Annotated in this window: 16 protein-coding genes; 5 read left to right on the plus strand and 11 right to left on the minus strand. The window is 67.9% G+C overall.

Annotation, left to right across the window (positions count from 1 at the left end; genetic code table 11):
* Positions 1-26: 26 nt before the first annotated feature.
* Complete coding sequence (locus tag QQA13_RS13700) at positions 27-767, minus strand: type III pantothenate kinase (protein ID WP_108470374.1); 741 nt, start codon at positions 765-767, stop codon at positions 27-29.
* Entirely contained in the window at positions 764-1,753 is a 990-nt protein-coding gene (locus QQA13_RS13705; RefSeq protein WP_108470373.1) for a biotin--[acetyl-CoA-carboxylase] ligase, read from the minus strand. Before QQA13_RS13705 ends, QQA13_RS13700 begins: the two co-directional genes overlap by 4 nt.
* Before the next feature lie 194 nt (positions 1,754-1,947).
* Between QQA13_RS13705 and QQA13_RS13710 the strand changes: the two genes are divergently transcribed.
* Both QQA13_RS13710 and QQA13_RS13715 read left to right on the plus strand, forming a co-directional pair.
* Positions 1,948-2,274: a hypothetical protein gene (locus QQA13_RS13710; RefSeq protein WP_108470372.1), complete on the plus strand. Its 327-nt coding sequence runs from the start codon at positions 1,948-1,950 to the stop codon at positions 2,272-2,274.
* Positions 2,275-2,286: 12 nt separating this feature from the next.
* Positions 2,287-3,081, plus strand: coding sequence for a zinc-dependent peptidase (locus QQA13_RS13715; RefSeq protein ID WP_108470371.1), 795 nt, complete (start codon positions 2,287-2,289; stop codon positions 3,079-3,081).
* Positions 3,082-3,085: 4 nt separating this feature from the next.
* Here the strand turns inward: QQA13_RS13715 and QQA13_RS13720 are convergent, their stop codons facing one another.
* The 4 genes from QQA13_RS13720 to dusA form a co-directional block, all read right to left on the minus strand.
* Positions 3,086-4,507, minus strand: coding sequence for an ATP-binding protein (locus QQA13_RS13720; protein ID WP_108470370.1), 1,422 nt, complete (start codon positions 4,505-4,507; stop codon positions 3,086-3,088).
* Complete coding sequence (locus tag QQA13_RS13725) at positions 4,473-5,165, minus strand: response regulator transcription factor (protein WP_108470369.1); 693 nt, start codon at positions 5,163-5,165, stop codon at positions 4,473-4,475. Before QQA13_RS13725 ends, QQA13_RS13720 begins: the two co-directional genes overlap by 35 nt.
* Complete coding sequence (locus tag QQA13_RS13730) at positions 5,165-5,515, minus strand: PepSY domain-containing protein (RefSeq protein ID WP_108470368.1); 351 nt, start codon at positions 5,513-5,515, stop codon at positions 5,165-5,167. Before QQA13_RS13730 ends, QQA13_RS13725 begins: the two co-directional genes overlap by 1 nt.
* Before the next feature lie 88 nt (positions 5,516-5,603).
* A complete protein-coding gene (gene dusA, locus QQA13_RS13735) occupies positions 5,604-6,539 on the minus strand; it encodes a tRNA dihydrouridine(20/20a) synthase DusA (protein ID WP_234411250.1) in 936 nt (311 codons plus the stop codon).
* A 706-nt stretch (positions 6,540-7,245) separates the two neighbouring features.
* Here dusA and QQA13_RS13740 point away from each other — a divergent pair.
* Positions 7,246-8,220: a hypothetical protein gene (locus tag QQA13_RS13740; protein ID WP_199909790.1), complete on the plus strand. Its 975-nt coding sequence runs from the start codon at positions 7,246-7,248 to the stop codon at positions 8,218-8,220.
* Positions 8,221-8,295: 75 nt separating this feature from the next.
* Here QQA13_RS13740 and QQA13_RS13745 read toward each other — a convergent pair whose 3' ends face one another.
* From QQA13_RS13745 to wecB, 4 genes are read right to left on the minus strand one after another with little or no spacing between them, the layout of a single operon-like run.
* A complete protein-coding gene (locus tag QQA13_RS13745; protein WP_159082143.1) occupies positions 8,296-9,210 on the minus strand; it encodes a DUF4434 domain-containing protein in 915 nt (304 codons plus the stop codon).
* Entirely contained in the window at positions 9,207-12,119 is a 2,913-nt protein-coding gene (locus tag QQA13_RS13750) for an NfrA family protein (RefSeq protein WP_108470367.1), read from the minus strand. The genes QQA13_RS13745 and QQA13_RS13750 overlap by 4 nt, the downstream gene beginning before the upstream one ends.
* Entirely contained in the window at positions 12,116-14,353 is a 2,238-nt protein-coding gene (locus QQA13_RS13755; protein ID WP_108470366.1) for a glycosyl transferase family protein, read from the minus strand. The genes QQA13_RS13750 and QQA13_RS13755 overlap by 4 nt, the downstream gene beginning before the upstream one ends.
* Before the next feature lie 15 nt (positions 14,354-14,368).
* Complete coding sequence (wecB, locus tag QQA13_RS13760; protein ID WP_108470365.1) at positions 14,369-15,481, minus strand: non-hydrolyzing UDP-N-acetylglucosamine 2-epimerase; 1,113 nt, start codon at positions 15,479-15,481, stop codon at positions 14,369-14,371.
* A gap of 406 nt (positions 15,482-15,887) precedes the next feature.
* Here wecB and QQA13_RS13765 point away from each other — a divergent pair, with 406 nt between their 5' ends.
* Both QQA13_RS13765 and QQA13_RS13770 read left to right on the plus strand, forming a co-directional pair.
* On the plus strand, positions 15,888-17,651 hold the full coding sequence (locus tag QQA13_RS13765) for a DUF2334 domain-containing protein (RefSeq protein WP_199909789.1): 1,764 nt from the start codon (positions 15,888-15,890) through the stop codon (positions 17,649-17,651).
* Between the two features lie 366 nt (positions 17,652-18,017).
* Positions 18,018-18,794, plus strand: a complete 777-nt coding sequence (locus QQA13_RS13770; RefSeq protein WP_108470364.1) for a ferredoxin--NADP reductase — start codon at positions 18,018-18,020, stop codon at positions 18,792-18,794.
* Between the two features lie 13 nt (positions 18,795-18,807).
* Here QQA13_RS13770 and QQA13_RS13775 read toward each other — a convergent pair whose 3' ends face one another.
* Positions 18,808-19,503 (minus strand): serine/threonine protein kinase, encoded by a 696-nt coding sequence (locus QQA13_RS13775; RefSeq protein WP_108470363.1) that lies wholly within the window; start codon positions 19,501-19,503, stop codon positions 18,808-18,810.
* Between the last annotated feature and the right edge of the window lie 2 nt (positions 19,504-19,505).

Genomic DNA, 19,505 nt, shown 5'->3' on the forward strand with positions numbered 1-19,505 from the left:
GTCATTCTAGACGGACGATGGCGGCGTCATTGCGCGTTGGCCCACACGGCCAGGCCACGCAGCACACCGTCCTGGCTCAGCCGGGCCGGCAGCGACAGCAGCGGCAACAGCGACTCGCCGTCGCCGCCGCCAAGAATCAGTTCCGGCGTCGCGCCGAGCCGCGCGGCGGTATGCGCGGCGAAACGTTCGACCAACGCGGCCGCCGCCTGCCAGCAGCCCGATGCCACCGCGTCGGCGGTGTTGTCGGCCAGCTCCACGAGCTTGCCCGGTCGCTCCGGCCGCACCCGCACCGTGGCGCCCAGCAGCGACTGCTGCATCAGTTGCGGACCCGGTGCGATCAGGCCGCCCAGGTGCTGGCCATCGGCTGCCAGGGCGTCCAGCGTGAGTGCGGTACCGACACCGGCCAGCACGCACGGCGCGTGGCCCTCGGCATGCGCCGCCACCATCGCCAGGAACCGATCCACGCCCAGCCGCTGCGGCTCGGCATACGCGTTGCGTACGCCGCAGGCATGCGCCGGCGTGCGCAGCCAGGTCGGCGTGCAGGCGAACAGGTGCTGCGTCATGGTCGCCACCTGCGCTTCGCGCGCGGCATCGACGACCGACGCCGCGACCACCTGCGCCGGTCGCGGCAAACCGGCCCACGCCGGTTCCAGCACGGCCGCCAGATCCTCCTGCCAGTCCACCGCGCCGCGCGCCAGCCAGCCAGCCGGCTGCACCTGCAACGCCCACTTCAGCCGCGTGTTGCCGAGGTCGAGCAGCAGCCTCATGCGCGGCGCACCGTGACATCCGCGCTGTCGATCCGGCGCACGCTGCCATCGGCCATGCGCACCTGCAGTGCGCCATGCGCATCCACGCCGGCACCCACGCCGTCGAACGTGCCCAGGGCCCCGCTCAGCTGCAGCGGCTGGTCGCGCAGTAGGTCGTGGCGCGCGTAATCGGCGCCGAACGCGGCGAAGCCGTTGCGCTCGAACTGTTGCAGCCCATCGACCAGCGCTGCGATCAATGTCGCCGCGGCGCGGTTGCGGTCCGGCGGCGTACCACCGGCCAGGGTGGCCAGGTCGCTGGCGGGCTGGCCGGCCTGTGCGTGCAATGCCGGCGTCAACCGCAGGTTGAGGCCGATGCCGATGACTGCCGCGCACGGCCCCTGGTATTCGCCGCTCAACTCGACCAGGATGCCGCCCAGCTTGCCACCGGCCTGCCCCTCGGTAACGGCCAGTACGTCGTTCGGCCACTTCAGGCCGGCCCCGGCGATGCCCAGATTTTCCAGCGCGCGCAGCACGATCACGCCGATCGCCAGCGACAATCCGCTCAGCGCGGCGAATCCCGATTCGAAACGCTTGAGGCAGGACAGGTACAAGTTCAGCCCCGGCGGCGACAGCCACTCGCGGCCACGCCGGCCGCGACCGGCATGCTGGGTCTCGGCCAGCACGATGCTGAAGTCCTTCGCCGTGCTGCCACGACGCTGCAGTTCGCTGGAGGTGGAATCGAGCTCCCAATGCACCTCCAGTGCACCCAGCGAACGCGCCGGCTGTGGCGGCAGGGCGGCGCGGATCTGCTTCGCATCCAGCATCTGCAATGGCCACGGCAGGCGGTAGCCGGCCCCGCCGCGTGCCTCGATCGGCACGCCGCGGGCGCGCAGGACCTCGACCTGCTTCCAGATCGCCGCGCGGGTCACCCCGGCCCGTGCGGCAAGGCCGGCGCCGGATAGCGACTCTCCATCGGCAAGCAGGGCCAGCAAGTGCGCCGGCTGCATCAGCCAGCCCCGGAAGCGGCCACGGCGAGAGGCCGGCGGCGAAGTGAGAGATGGCGGGGCAAGTCGGGCATCGGCGGATTCTAGCCCGGTGGCGGCCCTGCGGCATCCGCCGGCGGCCGGCACAGCACTGGTACGGCGCCGGGGTTTCTGAGACGATCGTGGCCTTCGCCTGAGGGGCAGGGAGTTCGTTCGCCATGCGTGCCACCCATTGGCTTATCGGTTGCGTCTTGTGCCTTGCCGGGATCGGCAGCGCCGCGGCGGCAAGTCCGGAGACTACCCAGGACCTGGACAGCACCTCGCACGCCGCGCTCGACAACGCCAGCTCCCATGACGGCAACAACAGCAGCGGTGGCGACGCGCTGGGGCTGACCCGCGACTGCCCGCCGTCCGGCAGCAGCGACAGTTCCGGCGGCACTTCCGGCAATGGCAGTGGCCGCTCCGGCGGCGCTTCCTCCGCGCCGACGCCAACCCGCCGGCCGCATCTGGGCTGGCAATCGCTGCTGCCTGGGTCGATCCAGTAAGCGCTCGGCGTCATGCCGGGGCATTGGTGGCAATCGCTGCGGACGCGTTTTGAACCGGCGCCGATCGCCGATCCACTGTGGCGACGTGCACTGGCCGGCTGCCCGCTGGCACGCCGGCTCGACCCCGAACGACAGCAGCAGCTGCGCCGGCTATCCGCCCTGTTCCTGGCGCGCAAGCGTTTCCACGCGCTGGCCGGCGCCGTGCTGGACGACTACTGGCGCCTGCTGATCGCCATGCAGGCCTGCCTGCCGGCGCTGCAGCAGGGCGCCGCCAGCCTGCGCGGCTGGCGCGAGGTGCTGATCTACCCGGGCGAATTCAAGGTGCGCCGCAGCCACCACGACGACCGCACCGGCGTAGTCACCGAAGGCGACGAGATCCGCATCGGCGAGGCGTGGGAGCGCGGTCCGTTGGTGCTGTCGCTGGCCGACGTGCAGCTGGATCTGGAGCAGCCGTGGGACGGCTACAACGTGGTGGTGCACGAGATGGCGCACAAACTGGACATGCTCGACGGACCGCCGGATGGCGTGCCGCCGCTGGTGGACATCCCGCGGCGGCGCTGGATCGAGCAATTCCAGCAGGCCTATGACCGCCTGGTCGCGATGCCGCCGGACAGCTGCGACAGCCCGATCGACCACTACGCCACCGAAAGCGCCGCCGAGTACTTCGCCGTGGTCAGCGAGTTGCATTATTCGCAACCGGCGCTGCTGCGGGACGCCGAGCCGGCAATCGCCAGGCTGCTGCAGACTTACTACGGCCGTTCGCCGGCCGAGGGGCGCGAGCCGGCCGGCCTCCGTCGCGCACGCTGAGGGCTCAGCTCGCCGCCAGTTTCACGCTGAAGCGCGCGCCGCCGAATTCCGGCGAGCGGTCGACCACCAGCTCGCCCTGATAGGCGTGCACGATGTCCTGCACGATCGACAGGCCGATGCCGTGCCCCTGCACCCGCTCGTCGCCGCGCACCCCACGCTGCAGCACCTTCTCGATCTGGTCTTCGGCGATGCCCGGGCCGTCGTCTTCCACGCTCAGCCACAGGCCGGGGCGCTTGCGGCCGGATTGCGGCTGCATCTTCACCACCAGCAGCACGCGATGGCCGGCCCACTTGAACGCGTTCTCCAGCAGGTTGCCCATCAGTTCCAGCAGGTCGCCCTGCTCGCCGTAGAACATCGCGTCGTCCTCGATGTCGAATTCGCACAGAACATTTTTGGCCGCATAGACCTTCTCCAGGCCCTGCACCAAATCCTCGGCGTGACCGGCGATCGGCACCGCGCTAGCGAAGGTCTGCCGACCGGAGGTGGCCGCGCGCGACAGCTGGTAGGCGACCAGCTCGTTCATCCGCCGCACCTGGTCGAGCACGCTGCTGCGCCGTGCCGCCTCGTCGCCTGCCGTCGGCGATTCCAGCTGCGAGCGGATCACGGCCAGCGGCGTCTTCAGGCTGTGCGCCAGGTCGGCCAGGGTGTGCCGGTAGCGCGTGCGCTGCTCGCGTTCGTTGGTGATGAAGGCGTTGATGCGCTCGGTCAGGCCGGTCAGCTCCAGCGGGTACTGGCTGTCCAGTTGTTCGCTCTCGCCGCGCTCGACCCGGCTCATGTCGCTGGCCACCTTGCGCAGCGGGGTCAGGCTCCAGCGCAACAGCAGCAGCTGCAGCACGATCAGCATCACGCCGAGGATCGACAGCCAGACCACCAGGGTGTGGCGGAACACCGCGTTCTCGCCCTCGAGCTGGTCCTCAGCCTGCGCCACCATGACGGTGAGCCGCACCGATTTCTTCTCCACCGTGTCCAGCGCCACGCCGTAGCTGTAGTAGTACAGCCGGCCCATGCGGGTGTCGACCGGTCCCACGAACTGGCTCTGGCCGGGCGCCAGCGGTTTCAGGAAGCTGAAGTCGCGCCCGATCGCCGAGGACGACTCCCAGCGATAGCCCTGGTCGCCCAGCGCCACGGCGTACAGGCCGGAACCCGGCTGCGAAAAATTCGGGTTCGGCGACGTTTCCGGCGGCAACAGCTTGCCGTACCGGTTAACGTCGGTATTGGTGATGTACGCGATCGCGAAATTCTCGAGCCGGTCGTGCAGCGTGCGCAGTGCGCGCGCCTTGTTGGTCTGGGTCAGGGTCAGCCCGACCAGACCGAGAAACCCGGCCAGCACGAATGTGGTGGCGATCGCCGCGCGCGCCGCCAGCGACAGCGGGCGGCGCGGCGACCCGCGTTCATTCGTCGTCGCCGTCGGTGCGCGGGATGGCAAAGCGGTATCCGCGTCCACGTACCGTCTCGATGGGTTTGAGGGTGCCTTCCGGATCGAGCTTGCGGCGCAACCGGCCGATGAACACTTCGAGCACGTTGGAGTCGCGGTCGAAATCCTGCTGGTAGATATGTTCGGTGAGATCGGCCTTGGAGACCAGCTCGCCGGCGTGCAGCATCAGGTACTCCAGCACCTTGTACTCGTAGCTGGTGAGGTCGACCAGCTTGCCCTCCACCGTCACCGTCTGCGCGGTGGTGTCCAGCTTGATCATGCCGCAGGCCAGGATCGGTTTCGACCAGCCGCTGGCCCGGCGCACCAGCGCGTTGATGCGCGCCAGCAGTTCCTCGACGTGGAACGGCTTCACCAGGTAGTCGTCGGCGCCGTACTTCAGCCCCTCGACCTTGTCCTGCCAGCTGCCGCGCGCGGTCAGGATCAGGATCGGGTAGCGCTGGCCATGCTCGCGCAGTGCCTTGACCAGATCCATGCCGGACATCCTGGGCAGGCCCAGGTCGATGATCGCCAGGTCGAAGGGCACCTCGCGGCCGAGGTAGATGCCTTCCTCGCCGTCCTGCGCCGCATCGACGGCGAAGCCGTCGCGTTTCAAGCGTGCCGCCAGCGTCTCGCGCAACGGCGCCTCGTCCTCCACCAACAGGATGCGCATTAGTGTCTCCCTCTGTTGCCTAAGTCGATGATGGCCGGACGCGGATTCGAGTTGACCGGTGACGGATTGCCCCGAGGCGGCTCGACCGGTGACTGACCACCCCGGGGAAGCTCGGCGGGTATCGCCACCACCCGCACGTGGCCATCCGGATCGAGTACCTTGATGCGGTATTCCGTATGGTGGCCGAACTTGCGTGGATCCGCCGACAGCACCTTGCCGCCGGTCTCCCGCTGCACCTTCGCCACCGCCTGCTCCAGGGTCAGCGACGGCACGGCCGGCTGGGCCGCACGCACGCCGCCGCCTGCGATCAGCAGCAGCGTCAGGACCAGCGGGAGGTATTGCTTCGACATGGTTGCCTGGATTCCATCCGGATTCGGTTCCGGTTGCCGTTCAGCCTAGGGAACCGCAGCTGAATACTGACCGGACGGGCGTGCGCTGTCACGCCGCGAGCGGGCGCGGCGCCAGTGCCCGCTCGATCAACGCCCAGCCGGCGCCCGGCAGGTGCGCACCCTCGCTGAGGATACGGCGGAAGCCGCGTGCGCCCGGCTCGCCCTGGTACAGGCCCAGCAGGTGCCGGCTGATGTGCTTCAGCGCGGTGCCGCGCGCCAGCTCGGCCTCGACGTAGGGCCGCAGGTGCTGCAGCACGCTTTCGCGGGTGGGCAGCGGCTCGCCGTGCAGCGCATGCTCGACCTGAGCCAGCAGGTACGGATCGTGGTACGCCGCGCGCCCCAGCATCACCCCGTCCAGCTGCGCCAGGTGCGCCTGCACCTGCGCCACCGTGGTGATGCCGCCGTTGATCACCACCACCAGTGCGGGAAACTCGCGCTTGAGCCGATAGACCCGCTCGTAGTCCAGCGGCGGCACCTCGCGGTTCTCCTTCGGCGACAGGCCCTTGAGCCAGGCCTTGCGCGCGTGCACCACCAGCACCTCGACGCCCGCTTCCAGCATCAGCCCGGTGAAGTGCTGCAGGTCGGCGTAGTCGTCCTGGTCGTCCACACCAATGCGGCATTTCACCGTCACCGGAATGCCGACCGCATCGCGCATCGCCTTCACGCAGTCGGCCACCAGTGCCGGCTCGTACATCAGGCAGGCACCGAAGCGACCGGACTGCACCCGATCCGACGGACAGCCCACGTTGAGGTTGATCTCGTCATAGCCCGCCTCGGCGCCGAAGCGTGCCGCCTGCGCCAGCTCGTGCGGATCGCTGCCACCGAGCTGCAGCGCCAGCGGATGTTCCTGCTGGCTGTGCTCGAGCAGGCGCAGCTGCCTGCCACGCACCAGCGCGGCACTGGTCACCATCTCGGTGTACAGCCGCGCCCGCAGCGACAACAGCCGGTGGAAGTAGCGGCAATGGCGATCGGTCCAGTCCATCATGGGGGCGACGGACACTTGGTAGCCTGACGTGTTCAATGGGTTGCCCGATAGTATCCAAACGTTGCGCCCGACCCGGCGCAACGCCAGGCCATGCATTCTCGCATCCACTCGTACCCGCCAGTAACGCCAGGCCGGCATGGCGAGTGTCCTCGCGCCTGCGCCGCGAGCAAAGGTTCACGCCACGACGCAGGCTCGGGACCGCACTCGGCACAGTCACGGAACGATGCCACCGGCTGTTGACAAGCCGCCTTCCTGCCAACCGCATCACAAAAGCACACGGTTCTCGCGGCAAATTACCACGCGCTAACCAAATTTTGATGCCGTCAAAAGTCGGTTTGCTAGACTGCACAACACCAGTGATGTCCACGCGCGATCATCTCGGGCCAGTACTGCCCGGCCTTGGTTCCTGCAAGCAAGGCTGACCTGATCGGCGTGTCGACGGACGGTTCCGACCTGGTTCGGCCGTCCAGGCAGTTTCGGCATTTTCACTGGCATCCCAACGGTAGCCTCACTGCCGTCCCCCTTGCCTCGGCGTACGGGGAGGGCGGCCGTTGCATGGACGATCTTCACGGTGCCCGGACGAGCACGACCTGGCCCGACTCCGCGAGCTTTTCCACGGTGCCGTCGCCATGTCGTGGCACCCCCGTGTCACAACCACTACTCCCAATACGGGTAAAGGATCGCCCACACACGAGACCTCTCATCGATGGCCCACCTAGCAACTGCTGCAAAGACCCTGCTGGCTCCGCTCGCCGTATCCCTGGCCCTCTACGCCGCATCGGCACCCCTCGCGCCGACCGCCCACGCCCAGGCGGCGACGCTCAAGACGCCCATCTACGGCGTCACCCTGGACGACCTGTCCAACCTCAACGCCATCATCACCTCGCTGACCAAGCTGCCGTACAAGCCCACGGTGCGCGTGGTGTTCGACCCCGGCACGTCTGCCGCCGAGTACTACCCTGCCCTGGTCAAGCTGCACACGGTGGCCTACGTGATGGGCGAGATCATGGACTCGTACTACTTCCCCACCGACATCAACACCTACACCGCACGCACCAAGGAGCTGGTCTACGGCCTGAACGGTACGGTCGATGTGTGGGAGATCGCCAACGAGATCAACGGCGAATGGCTGCGCCAGAACCCGAATGGCAGCAACGCCACGGTGAACGCGCAGGAAACCGCGATCGGGCAGATGGTCGCCGCCGCCAACTCGATCGTGAAGGGCGTCGGCGGCAAGACCGCCATCACGCTTTACTACAACGACGACAGCAAGGGCACCAATTGCTGGGCGAAGCCGCAGGACTACTGGAAGACCTGGCCCACCACCTTCCTGTCCTCCACCGTCCGGCTGAATACCGATTACGCGTTCTTCAGCTACTACCCGTACCAGGACTGCCCCGGGCTGTCGCCATCCTGGGAGACCGATTTCAGCGCGCTGGTGAACATCTTCCCGAACGCCAAGGTCGGCTTCGGCGAGATCGGCACGTCGAGCCTCAGTGCACCCACCTCGGTGCAGACGAACCTGATCAAGACCTACTACCCGATGGTCAACACCATCAAGAACCCGAAGTTCGTCGGCGGTACCTTCTGGTGGAACTACGCCGAGCAGATGGTGCCGTACACCAAGGCGTACTGGACCACGTTGCACGATACGATCGCCCCGCTGAAGGTGCCGCAGTAAAGCGGCCACCGTGCCGGAGCGCCCACCTCGCGTGAACGGCTCGCCAAAAGGAACGCCTCCATCCGGAGGCGTTCCTTATTTTGCGCCGTCCTGGCGCCGCAGCACCTGTGCCACCCCGGGCAGGTAACGCAGTCCGAAGAAGACGCTGTCGCCCCCGCACGGCGCCCGCTGTGCCAGGGCCACGCCGGCCTCGGCGGCAGGCAGTGCCGTGGCGGTGAAGGCGCTGTCCTTGCCGGTCTGGCGGAAAATTTCGTAGACGACGCCCTGTGCATGCGGCTCCTTGCAGTGGCCCACCGCGCCGAGATACAGCTCGCGCTCCCCCGCGGCGAGGCGTCCGGTGCCCGCGCCATCCTGCACCCAGACATGCACGCCGCTGCGCTGGACATCGGCCAGCAGCTCGGCATAGCGCGACGGTGCCATGTTGCCCGCGAAGAATGAGGTCACGTAGACCGGCCGCGGCGCGACGCCGTCCAGCTCGCGCTGTTCCGCGGCAAGATGATCCTGCAGTTGCCTGCGCACCGCAGGATCGCGCCAGCGCCGGTCGTCGATCTCGAGCGGCAGATACCAGCCGGCAATCGCTGCACTTCCCAGGTCGCCGACCCAGCGCCGGGCGACCTCGGCGTTGCCGCGCGAGAGCGTGCGCAGGTACGCATCCAGCGCCGCCGGCGATGCTTCCTGGCGCTGGAAAAACGCGGGGTCGCTGTCCAGCCCCAGCACGATGTGCAGGCCGGCAGCGTGCGCCTCGCGCACCCGCTGCAGCAACCAGGCGTGTCCGGCCGGGTCGCCGAACGCATCGCCGTAACGGGTCCACTGCACCACCAGCGTGTCGAAGCCGCGCGCGCGCACTTGCGCGAACACGGACGGCCACTGTGCCTGCGCGATCTCGCGATCGCGCAGCTGGGGCTGGTAGAAGATCGCCGTGGCGGCCTCGGCCCGCAGCGTCGAGAGCAGCAGCGCCAGCCCCGCAAGCCAGCACAACGCAGGCTTCACCACTGCGTCCTCGCGATCAGGAACACCGCGTTGTTCTCGCGCAGGTAGCTGGTGAAGGCGTGCTGTCCTTCCACCGCGATGCTGAAGCGATGCGGGTAGGCGTCGTAGCGGGTTTCGCCGTACCACAGGTTCCACTGCACGCCGACGCCGGCGCGGGTGTCGCGCGCGTAGCCCGCGCCGTGCGCGCGGTCGATGCCGGTGTACTGCACATGGACATAAGGTTCGACGGTCTGGCCGTCGACCAGTTTGCGGTGCCAGCCCAGCTGGTAGTCCGCAGTGAACACGGTCTGCCTGGCGCGCAGGTAACGGGCGATATCGACATAGAAGTTCTGGGTGAGCCAGCCCGATCCGGTCACATGCCAATCGTCGCTGAGCCGCGGGCTGAAGGACCACGATCCGCTGGCGCGCAGCATGGTGTCGTTATGGGTATCGCGGCTGTTGCCGGCGGGCGTCTGCTGCTCGATCGACAACACCACGTTCTGCGTGACCAGCGGCTTCCAGTGCAGTCCCACGCCGAGCATCGGCGAATGCACCGGCCACACCGAGCCGGCGGCACCGCTGCCGGCGAAGACGCGCGCGTAGGCCGCCAGCGTATTGGCGTCGCCGCCGGTGAGATGCGGGTCGAAGCGGTATTGCGCCTCGAGCTGCAGGTAGCTGCGATAGGAGACGCCCGGCGCCGCCGCGTTGGCCGCCGAGGACACGGTGTCGCCCAGGGTCATGTCCGCGTTGAAGCGCCACTTGCGGCCGAGATCCTCGTGCAGGCGACGCAGGCTGTAGCGCTGCTGCTCCGTGTCTTCCCGCTCCGTGCCGTCGTTCCCGGCGTCGCTGGCAACGGCGGGACCGAGCTGGTCGATCGCCTGCGCCGCATAGGCCTGCGCCTGTGCGTCGTCGCCCAGCTGCTGGTGCACGTACAGCAACTGCCGGGTCAATCCGGGATCGTCGGGATTGGCCCGGTGCGCGCGCTCGAACTGCGCCACCGCTTCGTCCGGCGCACCCGCCTGCAGATAGGCGTAGCCCAACGAGGCGGCCAGCCGGCTGTCGTCGGGTGCCAGCGCACTGGCACGTTGCAGCGAAAGCAGCGCCTGCTGCGCTTCGCCCGCCCGGCTTTGCAGGGCCGCCAGGCGCGCGTAGTAACGCGGATCGGCGTGCATCGCCACGGCATTTTCCAGATCGACCCGGGCCAGCGCCGGGTCGCCCGGCTCGTCGGCCTGCGCGCGCAGCCACCAGTAGTTGTGGTCCTGCCGGCCGCCCCGCACCGCATACGTATCCAGCCAGGAACGCGCGACGGCCGGGTCGTCGACGGTGAGCGCGGTGGTCGCGGCGGCCAGCAGATCGGCCGGCTGCATGTGCGCCGCCGGCACCGAACGCCAGGCTTGCAGGGCCGTGGCATAGTCCTGCGCGCTGTAGGCCTGATAAGCCAGCGCGCGGGTGATGTCGCTGCCTGGCTGGCGTCGGCGGGCCTCGGCGTAGGCGTACTCGGCGAGGCCGGGCCGGTCGTTGCCGTAGCAATCGCCGAGTTGCCGCCACAGTCCGGCCGGGTAGTCCGGCGAGAGGTCGGCCATCACCTGGCGGATCCCGTCGCAGTCGCGCAGGGCGCCCAGGATCGGAACCTGCGCCACGCGCAGCGGCACGCTTTCCAGCGGCTGCCGCAGGCGCGTGCGATCGTCCGGCGAAAACAGCGTCGGCTGCTCGCTGGCCAGCACCGCCAGGCGGGACAGCAGAGCTGCCCGGCCCGGATTACCGGCGAACGGATATGCACCCAGCAACAAATGCTTCGCCTCGCCGCGTGCACCGGCCTCGATCAGGCGATAGCTGAGCGGATCGAGCAGGCGGTAGCCCTCCGGCTGCGCGATCAGTGCTTCGGCCTGTTGCCCGGCCTCGGCATGGCGGCCTTGCTGCAGAGCCAGGCTGAAACGCTCTTCGTGGAGGCTTCCGCCGGGCAATCGCGACAGCATGCGTTGCGCCGTCGTGCTGTCGCCGCGCGCCATCGCCAGCGGCACCGAAAGCCGCGCCTGCAGCACCGCGTTGGCGGGGTGGCGCGTGGCATAGCGAAACAGCAACCCCGGCCGGTCTCGCGCCACCGACGCGAGCAGGTCCAGCCACTGTCGCTCATCCTTTTCGCTGGTGAATGCGGGCTGGCGGGCGGCCATGTAGGCGGCCAGCCGCTTGCGGTCGCCGCGCTGGTCGAGGGCCGCGGCCATGGCCAGATCCTGCGCCGGCGCATCCAGCCCGCCGCGCGCTTGCAGCTGGCGCGCCGCATCCAGCTCGCCGAGCTGAAGCAGCAGGTTGAACCACTGGCCGCGCTCGTCGGCACTGAGCTTGTCGCTCGTCTCGAGTTCGGCCAGCTGCGCGACAGCGCGCTGACGATCACCGAGGTAGATCGCGCGCTGCACCAGTGCATGGCGCAAGGCGCGGCCTTCGGGGCTGCGCGCGAAATCCCGGGCATCGAGCTCCGCCTGCGCCCTGGCAAGATCGCCCACCTGCAGGTCGTCGAAGCCACGCTGGGCGCGGCATGTCGGCCGGTTGTCGCGAGCGCAGTCGACCGCCGCTGCCGTGGCAACAGGTGCGGCGACACGCAGCCGCGGGTCATCCGGCGTATAGCGGCGTTGTTCGTCCAGCACCTGGCTCGCCTGCACCGCATGACCGAAATGCCGGTAGGCCCCGGCCAGGTCCAGTGCCGTGTCGATATCCTGCGGCGCCAGCGTCCGCGCACGCTCGAACTCCGCCACCGCGGTGCGCTCGTCGCCGCTACGCATGGCCGCGTAGCCGGCCTGTCGATGCGGGTACACCAGGAACTGCCGGTAGCGGCTGCCGCCGGCGGCCGGCTCCTGTCCCGCCGCGTGGAGTGGCCACGCCGGCGCCAGCGCGAACAGCGCCAGCGCGCAGTGGATGGGCCATGGCCGTTTCATGCTGCCTCCTCCGCTGGCGCCAGCGAGCGCACCGGCATGGCGGCCTCCAGGTCGAGCAGCAGGTCGATGTCCGGCTGCAATGTCGCCTGGAGGGCCAGCATGCGATCCAGCGTTTCCTGATTGATCACGCCCTGTTCGACCAGGAACTTCCCCAGCGGCTGCGGGCTGCGCGCGTGGCTGAGCAGCAGCGACCTGAACGCCACCGCATCCAGGTGCCCCTGTGCCACCAGGATTTCGCCCAGCATGACCTGGCGCGACACGTAGCTGTCCCATAACGATGTCACGCGGTCGCCACGGATCCGCCCGCTGCGCGTCGCGTCGTCGAGCAGACGGTACGGGTCGCGCTCGTGGCGGCACGCGTGCGCGTACCGGCAACGCAGCCCGACCGCGACCTGGCCCTTGTGCGCAATCACGTAACGCACCGGCCGGTCGAGCTGGCGTGCGATCGCCGCCAGCGACACCGGGTCGATGTAGGACTCGCTGGCGAGAACCAGCGTGCGGCCTTCGTGGCGCAACGGCAACACGGCGTAGTGCAATGCCAGGCACGCTGGCAGCACATCCAGCAATGCGCGCGACAACCCGGCGAAGTCCACCGATTCGCAACCGACGCCAATCTGCTCGGCGATCGAGCAGGCCAGTTGTGCGGCGGTGATCCGGGATTCGTGGACCATCGAGCTGCCCAGTTGCAGGCCGTCGATGCGGTGCAGTTCCGCCTCGCGCAATTCCTGCGCCGAGACCACGCCGTTCGCGACCAGTATCTCGCCGAGCGAGCGTTTGGCACGGTTCTCGCCGCCGATGCTGGGGAAGTCGTGGGTGGTCTTGTCCCAGGCCACGCGCCGCGGGTCGCCACACTTGATGATCTGCCGGATCGCGCGCCAGTTGGCCAGGAAATTGATCAGGTTGCCCCACAGCAGTCGCGGTATCGACAACAGCCCCTGCTTCACGCCGTAATAGCCGGACACGAAGATGATCCGCTGCAGCATGCGGTTGCCCATCAACGCGATGTTCGCCGTGAGAACGAGATCGAACCACGGCTGCCCCTCGAAGATCGACACGAAGCGCGGCGCCTCGGTCCACACCTGCTGCAGCAGCCAGAGCATGACCAGCTGCAGCAGGATCAGCATCGCGGCGAAACTGACGAAGTTGCTGATCGCGCCCTTGCGGTCGCGCCACAGGAAATAATTGAGCACCCAGCCGTGCCCCCAGCCGTGGGTGCGGTAGCCCTGGTAGACGATGCCGATGATCCAGCGCGACTTCTGCCGCACCGCCGTCGCCAGGCGGTCGGGAAAATATTCGCGCACGCAGATCACGTTGGACTCGCGCCAGCTCTGGCCAAGAAGGCTCTCGCCGGCGTCATGCCGCTGGTAGCGCAGCACCGGGAAGCGCACGAAGATCTCCTCCATGCCCTTGGCCTTCAGGCGCAGGCCGATGTCGTAATCCTCGGTCAGGCTCTGCACGTCGAACGCGATGCCATTGCCCGCCTCGATCAGCGTGAGCACGGCGCGCCGACTGAAGCAGGTGCCGACGCCGGCGCTGGGCACCTGCCCGGCCAGCGCCTCGCGCATGGGCACGTCCTTGCCGTGCAGCTCGGCGAACTCGTCCAGGTAATGCAGGCTGGTGAAGTTGTTCCACTGCCGCGCAAACGGGTAGACCGGCAGCTGGATCAGGTCCTTGCGGTCGACCAGGTAGTTGAACAGCCGCAGCTCGTGCGCGCACACGACGTCCTCGGCATCGTGCAGGATGAAGCCCTCGAACGTCATGCGGGCGCGCCGTTCGAACTGCAGGATGGCGTCCAGCACGTTGTTGAGGCAGTCGGCCTTGCTGGTCGGCCCCGGCCGCGCGCACACCACCTTGTGCACGTTGGGAAAGCGCGCACACACCTCGTCGACATCGCGCTGGGTATCGGGATCGTTCGGATAGGTGCCGACGAAGATGTGGTAGTTCTCGTAGTCCAGCGTGGTCGCCGCCAGCTCGGCCATGTGGCCGATCACGCCGGTTTCATTCCAGGCCGGCACCATGATCGCCAGCGGTTTTTCCGCCGGACGGTACAGCTCGTGATAGTTGGTGTGCTCGTGCCGCTGGTAGACCACCATTGACTTCCACAACCGACGCAGCCAGTAGGCGATGTCGATGAACAGGTCGTCCAGGCCGCTGACCAGCATCAGCAGGGCGATCGCGATGACGGCCACGCTCAGGCCGTAGAGATAGGTCGAGAATGCATCCAGCCACCACATGCCGCACCTCCATTGCTAGACCGCGGTGCGCAGGTGTTCGCCGCACGCCAGCGCGTTCTGCAGCACATCGACGATCCGGATGCTGGCCTGGCCATCACCGAATGGATTGCCTGCGCGCGCCATCGACTGGTACGCGGCCGGGTCGGACCAAAGCGCCTCGATCTGCCTCGTGATGGACTCGCGCTTTGTACCGGCCAGCCGGGCACAGCCAGTCTCGACCGCTTCCGGCCGCTCGGTTTCGGTACGCAGCACCAGCAGCGGCACGCCGAAGGTGGGCGCCTCTTCCTGCAGGCCGCCGGAGTCGGTCAGCACCAGCCAGGAGTCGACCAGCGCCTGCTGCATGTCCAGGTAGTCGAACGGCAGGCTCAGGTGCACGTTGGCCAGCCCGCCGAGGATGGCGTGCACGGGCTGGCCCACCACCGGGTTGAGGTGCACCGGGAACAGCACCTGCAGCTCCGGGTGGCGATTCGCGACATCGGCGATCGCATGGCAGATCTCGCGCAGGTCGCTGCCCCAGTTCTCGCGGCGATGGGCGGTGACCAGCAGGTGGCCGCGCCCCTCCACCCGGCGCTGTATCCGGTGGTGCCGCACCACCCAGTGCTGCGCGTCGATCACGGTATTGCCGGTGACGAAGACATGCTCGTGCGGGATCGCCTCTGCGCGCAGCGCCTGCGCCGCACGCTCGGTCGGTGCGAAATGGAACCGGGTGATCCGGCTGACCATCTGGCGCAGGCCTTCCTCGGGGAACGGCCGCTCCAGGTCATAGGTGCGCAGGCCCGCCTCGACGTGCGCGACCGGAACGCGGTGGTGGAAGCCGCACAGCGCGCCGAGGAAGGTGCTCTCGGTATCGCCCTGCACCACCACCAGCGACCAGGACCCGTCCGACATCACGCTGTCGAGCAGGCCGCGGCAGCGCACGCTGAACTCGTGCAGCCCGTCGCCGACACGATCGAGCGAAATGTCGGGAACGATGCCGAAGCAGGCAAGCATCTGACGCGCCATCTCGTCGTGCTGCCCGGTATGCAACCAGTGCGGCCGCACCCAGTCGCTGGCGCGCATGCAGTGATACAGCGGTGCCAGCTTGATGATCTCCGGGCGTGTGCCACAGACAATCAGTGCATCCTGCATGTGCTTTCTCCCCCACAGGACGGCAACACGGTCCTGCTACGCGGGCATCCTGCCCATGTCCCCACTATCGCGAAAAGCCGACCGCAAGCGCCTCAATGGGCGGGGGGAGTGCCTGCGATCGAGCCCGTATCGGCGGTCACGAGTACCGCCTTGTTGTTCAATATTGCGAACTGCAAGTTAAATCAACGAAAATTTTCGATGAATTCTCCTTGTTGTGTCCTTGACATGATGTGTGATTTATAATAGCCAAGCCAGCCAAGCTGGCGATCGGCTGCAAGCAAGCTTGCCAACGGAGGGCAAGGCGTCCCTTTCACGGGACAGGGGCCTGGGCATTCGGGATGTGTATTGCACTTCCAGCAGCGCGCTGACTGCGCGCCTGCCCAACCACCGCGTGAGAGGAACTCCCATGACCAAGTCAACGCTTGTCGGGCTGTCGACTTTCAAGTCCGTCATCATCAGTGCGGCACTGCTGTTCGCTGCGGCATCCAGTCCGATGACCGTCGCCACGCCGGCGACGGCCGTGCGCACCACCGGCGACCGCATGCTTCCCGCGCCACCGCCCCCCCCGCGCGCGGCGCTGCCGGAGAAGAAGTCGACCGTCGTCTCCCCGACGACGACCCGTCTGCTGGCACCGGCACTGCTGCAGGCGGTGAACCAGTACGCCGGCGCGCCCGGCGCGAACCCGAACCAGAACACGCTGGTGTTGTACGACAGCTCCGGCCAGTGGGGCTGGCTGGGTGAAGCCTACGGCGTGATGGCCGGAAACCTGGTCACCCACGGCAGCAAGTACACCCTGCATCCGGCGGCGGCTTACGTCGCGGGCGAGCTCGGCGGCTATACCGGCCTGGTCTACGTCGGCTCGACCTACGACGAGCCGCTGCCGACCGCATTGCTGGACGACGTGCTGGCGACCAGCAAACCGGTGCTGTGGATGAACGACAACATCTGGCAACTGGCCGCCCGTGCAAGCAACTTCGCCGGGCAGTACGGCTTCACGCCGATGTTCTTCGACTTCAGCAATGCGCTGGCGGTGACCTACAAGGGGGTCGCGCTGCAGCGCAATGCGCTGGCGGTGCCCACTGGCCTGCTGCAGACGGCGATCAACGACCCCACCAGGGCGCAGGTACTCGCCACGGCCAGCAACGACGTCGGCGGCACCATCAACTGGGCCACCCGCGGCGCCAACCTGACCTACATTGGCGAGATTCCCTTCAGCTACACGGGGCCGAACGACCGCTACCTCGCGGCCGTCGACCTGATCGGCAAGGTGTCCAACCCGTCCATGCCGTCGCGCAAGCGCGCGCTGGTGCGCATCGAGGACGTCAGCGCGGACGCCGACCCGACCGAATTGCGCGCGATCGCCGACTATCTGTACAAAAAGCACGTGCCTTTCAGCGTGGCGGTGATCCCGTTCTACAAGGATCCGAACGGGGTATACAACAACGGCGTGCCGGTCAGCACACACCTCTACCAGGCCAGCGGCGTGGTCCAGGCACTGCGCTACATGCAGTCGAGGGGCGGCACACTGCTGATGCACGGATATACGCACCAGTACTCGAATGTCGACAATCCCTACAGTGGCGTAACCGCTGACGATTTCGAGTTCTACCGCGCGCACATCAGCACCAACAACTACGTCATCTACGACACGCCGGTGGCCGAAGACTCCGCACTGTGGGCGCAGGGGCGCATCGCAAGCAGCCAGCAGGAATTCGCCAAGGCGGGTTTCACCGTGCCGAACATCTTCGAGCCGCCGCACTACGCGGCCTCGGCGATCGACTACCAGGTATTCCAGCCCGCGTTCACCGCACGCTACGACCGCGGCCTGTATGCGGCCGGCTGGTGCCCGAACGGGGCCTGCGGAACCGGCACCCCGGACTACACCCGGATCTACGGCGAGTTCTATCCCTACCTGGTGCGCGACATCTACGGCTCGGTGGTGATCCCGGAGCAGCTCGGCAACGTCGAACTGACCGAGTTCAACCACAACCCGCCGCGCTACCCGGCCGACATCCTCTACAGCGCCAACTGCAACACCGTGATCCAGGATGGCGTGCAGAGCTTCTTCTTCCACCCGTACCTGAGCATCAGCTACCTGAAGCAGATCGTCGAAGGCCTACAGGCGATGGGCTACACCTTCGTGCCCGCGAACACCGTCAAGCAGGGCTGACGACGCAGGACTGCTGGGCCGCCGATGGAACGGCGGCCCAGCGGCGGGGCGTGTCTCGAACACACCCCCGCATCGCAACCAGGGGCGTGCCACCGGCACAATATCGCGCACCCCGAAGCCGGCTATCCCGGCCAGTCGCTACCGGCGATGCACCGCATGGATGCGGCAATTTGCCCTGCCGATCACGCCAGGATGCGGGCGCGGGCGCAGCCACTCGCGTATCCTAGGCGCCTGTCGCCGCGCCCATCCCGGCGCTCGCAAGGCACCGTGGCCACGGCCGCCCTCCCCGCGAGTCCCCATCTCCGGCCAGCCGGATGGCATGGCGTGCGACTTCCCCGACGGCGCAACAAGGCGAGACGACCGACCATGGTGGCAATGGCAACCGAGCACGTGATCGACGTGCAGCACTGGAACGACAACCTGTTCTCCTTCCGCACCACGCGCGACCCGGGTTTCCGCTTCGACAGCGGCCAGTTCGTGATGATCGGGCTGGAAACGGACGGCCGTCCGCTGCTGCGCGCGTACTCGATCGCCAGCGCCAGCTGGGAGGAACACCTGGAGTTCTTCTCGATCAAGGTGTCGAACGGTCCGCTCACCTCGCGTCTGCAGCACCTGCAGCCCGGCGACCCGCTGATCGTCACGCGCAAGCCCACCGGCACGCTGGTGCTGACCGACCTCAAGCCCGGCAGGCACCTGTACCTGCTCGGCACCGGCACCGGGCTGGCGCCTTTCATGAGCATCATCCGCGACCCGGACACCTACCAGCGCTTCGACCGGATCGTGCTGGCCCACGGCGTGCGTCGGGTCGAAGACCTCGCCTACGCGCACTACCTGGAGCACGAGCTGCCGCAGCATGAGTACCTGGGCGAACTCGTGCGCGAGAAGCTGATCTACTACCCCACGGTGACGCGCGAGCCGTTCCGCAACCGCGGCCGCATCACCGACGCCATCGCCGACGGCGTGATGAGCCAGGCCACCGGCCTGCCGCCACTGAACGCGGCCACCGACCGCGTGATGCTGTGCGGCAGTCCGGCGATGCTGGACGACCTCAGCGCCCTGCTCGACGGCCGCGGCTTCCAGGTTTCGCCGCGCACGCGCGAGCCGGGCGACTACGTGGTCGAGCGGGCCTTCGTGGAGAAGTAGGCGCCAGCCGCGCTCAGCCGCGCATGCGTCCCCTGCCCTCGTTGTCCCAGTAGCCGAAGACCCGCCGCGCCACCAACTTGTACAGCCGCTTGCCGCTGGCGCGCCACAGCCGCGAAGGCAGCGCCGGCGTGGCCAGCATCGTGCGCTGACGCGCGCTCAGCGCTGACTCGCAATACGTGCGCTTGTGCTTGAGCAGATGGCGCAGGTCCTCGCGTGCCAGCAGGCGGAACAGGCGGCCGCGACGACCGCGGGTCCAGGCGATCTGGAAATCCACCAGCGCGGGACGGCCGTCCACACACACCAGCCAGTTCGGTTCCTTGGCCAGGTCGTTGTGCACGATGCCGCGCTGATGCAGCCGTGCCAGCAGGCGCAATGCGTCGCGGTAGTAGTCGCGGTCGCGTGGCCGCGCCTGCTGCATCGGAATGCCGGCGATGTAGCTGCGCAGCAATTCGCGCCCGTCCCAGCCCAGCAGTACCGGCACGCCATCGATCCCCGCCAGCCGCTGCAACGCACGGGCTTCGCGTGCCGCCGCGCGGTGGGCCGCCAGCCATGCCCACCAGCGCGCGGCGCGGACGTCACGGCGAATCACCCGCACGCCAGCGCGTTCGATGATCTCGATGCGGCCGAGCTCGTCGGCCTTGAGCAGGAGAGGAGGGGCTGCGTCCACGGAAATTCCGGCAGGCACGGGCGGCACGCGGTTGCATGTCATAG

It is taken from the genome of Rhodanobacter thiooxydans (assembly GCF_030291135.1).
Taxonomy (GTDB): domain Bacteria; phylum Pseudomonadota; class Gammaproteobacteria; order Xanthomonadales; family Rhodanobacteraceae; genus Rhodanobacter; species Rhodanobacter thiooxydans_A.

Excerpts from the sequence above, each read along its gene's own strand:
- QQA13_RS13710 (WP_108470372.1), top strand. The coding sequence starts at position 1,948 with ATGCGTGCCACCCATTGGCTTATCGGTTGCGTCTTGTGCCTTGCCGGG.
- QQA13_RS13775 (WP_108470363.1), bottom strand. The coding sequence starts at position 19,503 with ATGACATGCAACCGCGTGCCGCCCGTGCCTGCCGGAATTTCCGTGGAC.
- dusA (WP_234411250.1), bottom strand. The coding sequence starts at position 6,539 with ATGATGGACTGGACCGATCGCCATTGCCGCTACTTCCACCGGCTGTTG.
- QQA13_RS13725 (WP_108470369.1), bottom strand. The coding sequence starts at position 5,165 with ATGCGCATCCTGTTGGTGGAGGACGAGGCGCCGTTGCGCGAGACGCTG.
- QQA13_RS13755 (WP_108470366.1), bottom strand. The coding sequence starts at position 14,353 with ATGTGGTGGCTGGATGCATTCTCGACCTATCTCTACGGCCTGAGCGTG.
- QQA13_RS13750 (WP_108470367.1), bottom strand. The coding sequence starts at position 12,119 with ATGAAACGGCCATGGCCCATCCACTGCGCGCTGGCGCTGTTCGCGCTG.
- wecB (WP_108470365.1), bottom strand. The coding sequence starts at position 15,481 with ATGCAGGATGCACTGATTGTCTGTGGCACACGCCCGGAGATCATCAAG.
- QQA13_RS13740 (WP_199909790.1), top strand. The coding sequence starts at position 7,246 with ATGGCCCACCTAGCAACTGCTGCAAAGACCCTGCTGGCTCCGCTCGCC.
- QQA13_RS13770 (WP_108470364.1), top strand. The coding sequence starts at position 18,018 with ATGGTGGCAATGGCAACCGAGCACGTGATCGACGTGCAGCACTGGAAC.
- QQA13_RS13705 (WP_108470373.1), bottom strand. The coding sequence starts at position 1,753 with ATGCAGCCGGCGCACTTGCTGGCCCTGCTTGCCGATGGAGAGTCGCTA.
- QQA13_RS13715 (WP_108470371.1), top strand. The coding sequence starts at position 2,287 with ATGCCGGGGCATTGGTGGCAATCGCTGCGGACGCGTTTTGAACCGGCG.
- QQA13_RS13765 (WP_199909789.1), top strand. The coding sequence starts at position 15,888 with ATGACCAAGTCAACGCTTGTCGGGCTGTCGACTTTCAAGTCCGTCATC.
- QQA13_RS13700 (WP_108470374.1), bottom strand. The coding sequence starts at position 767 with ATGAGGCTGCTGCTCGACCTCGGCAACACGCGGCTGAAGTGGGCGTTG.
- QQA13_RS13730 (WP_108470368.1), bottom strand. The coding sequence starts at position 5,515 with ATGTCGAAGCAATACCTCCCGCTGGTCCTGACGCTGCTGCTGATCGCA.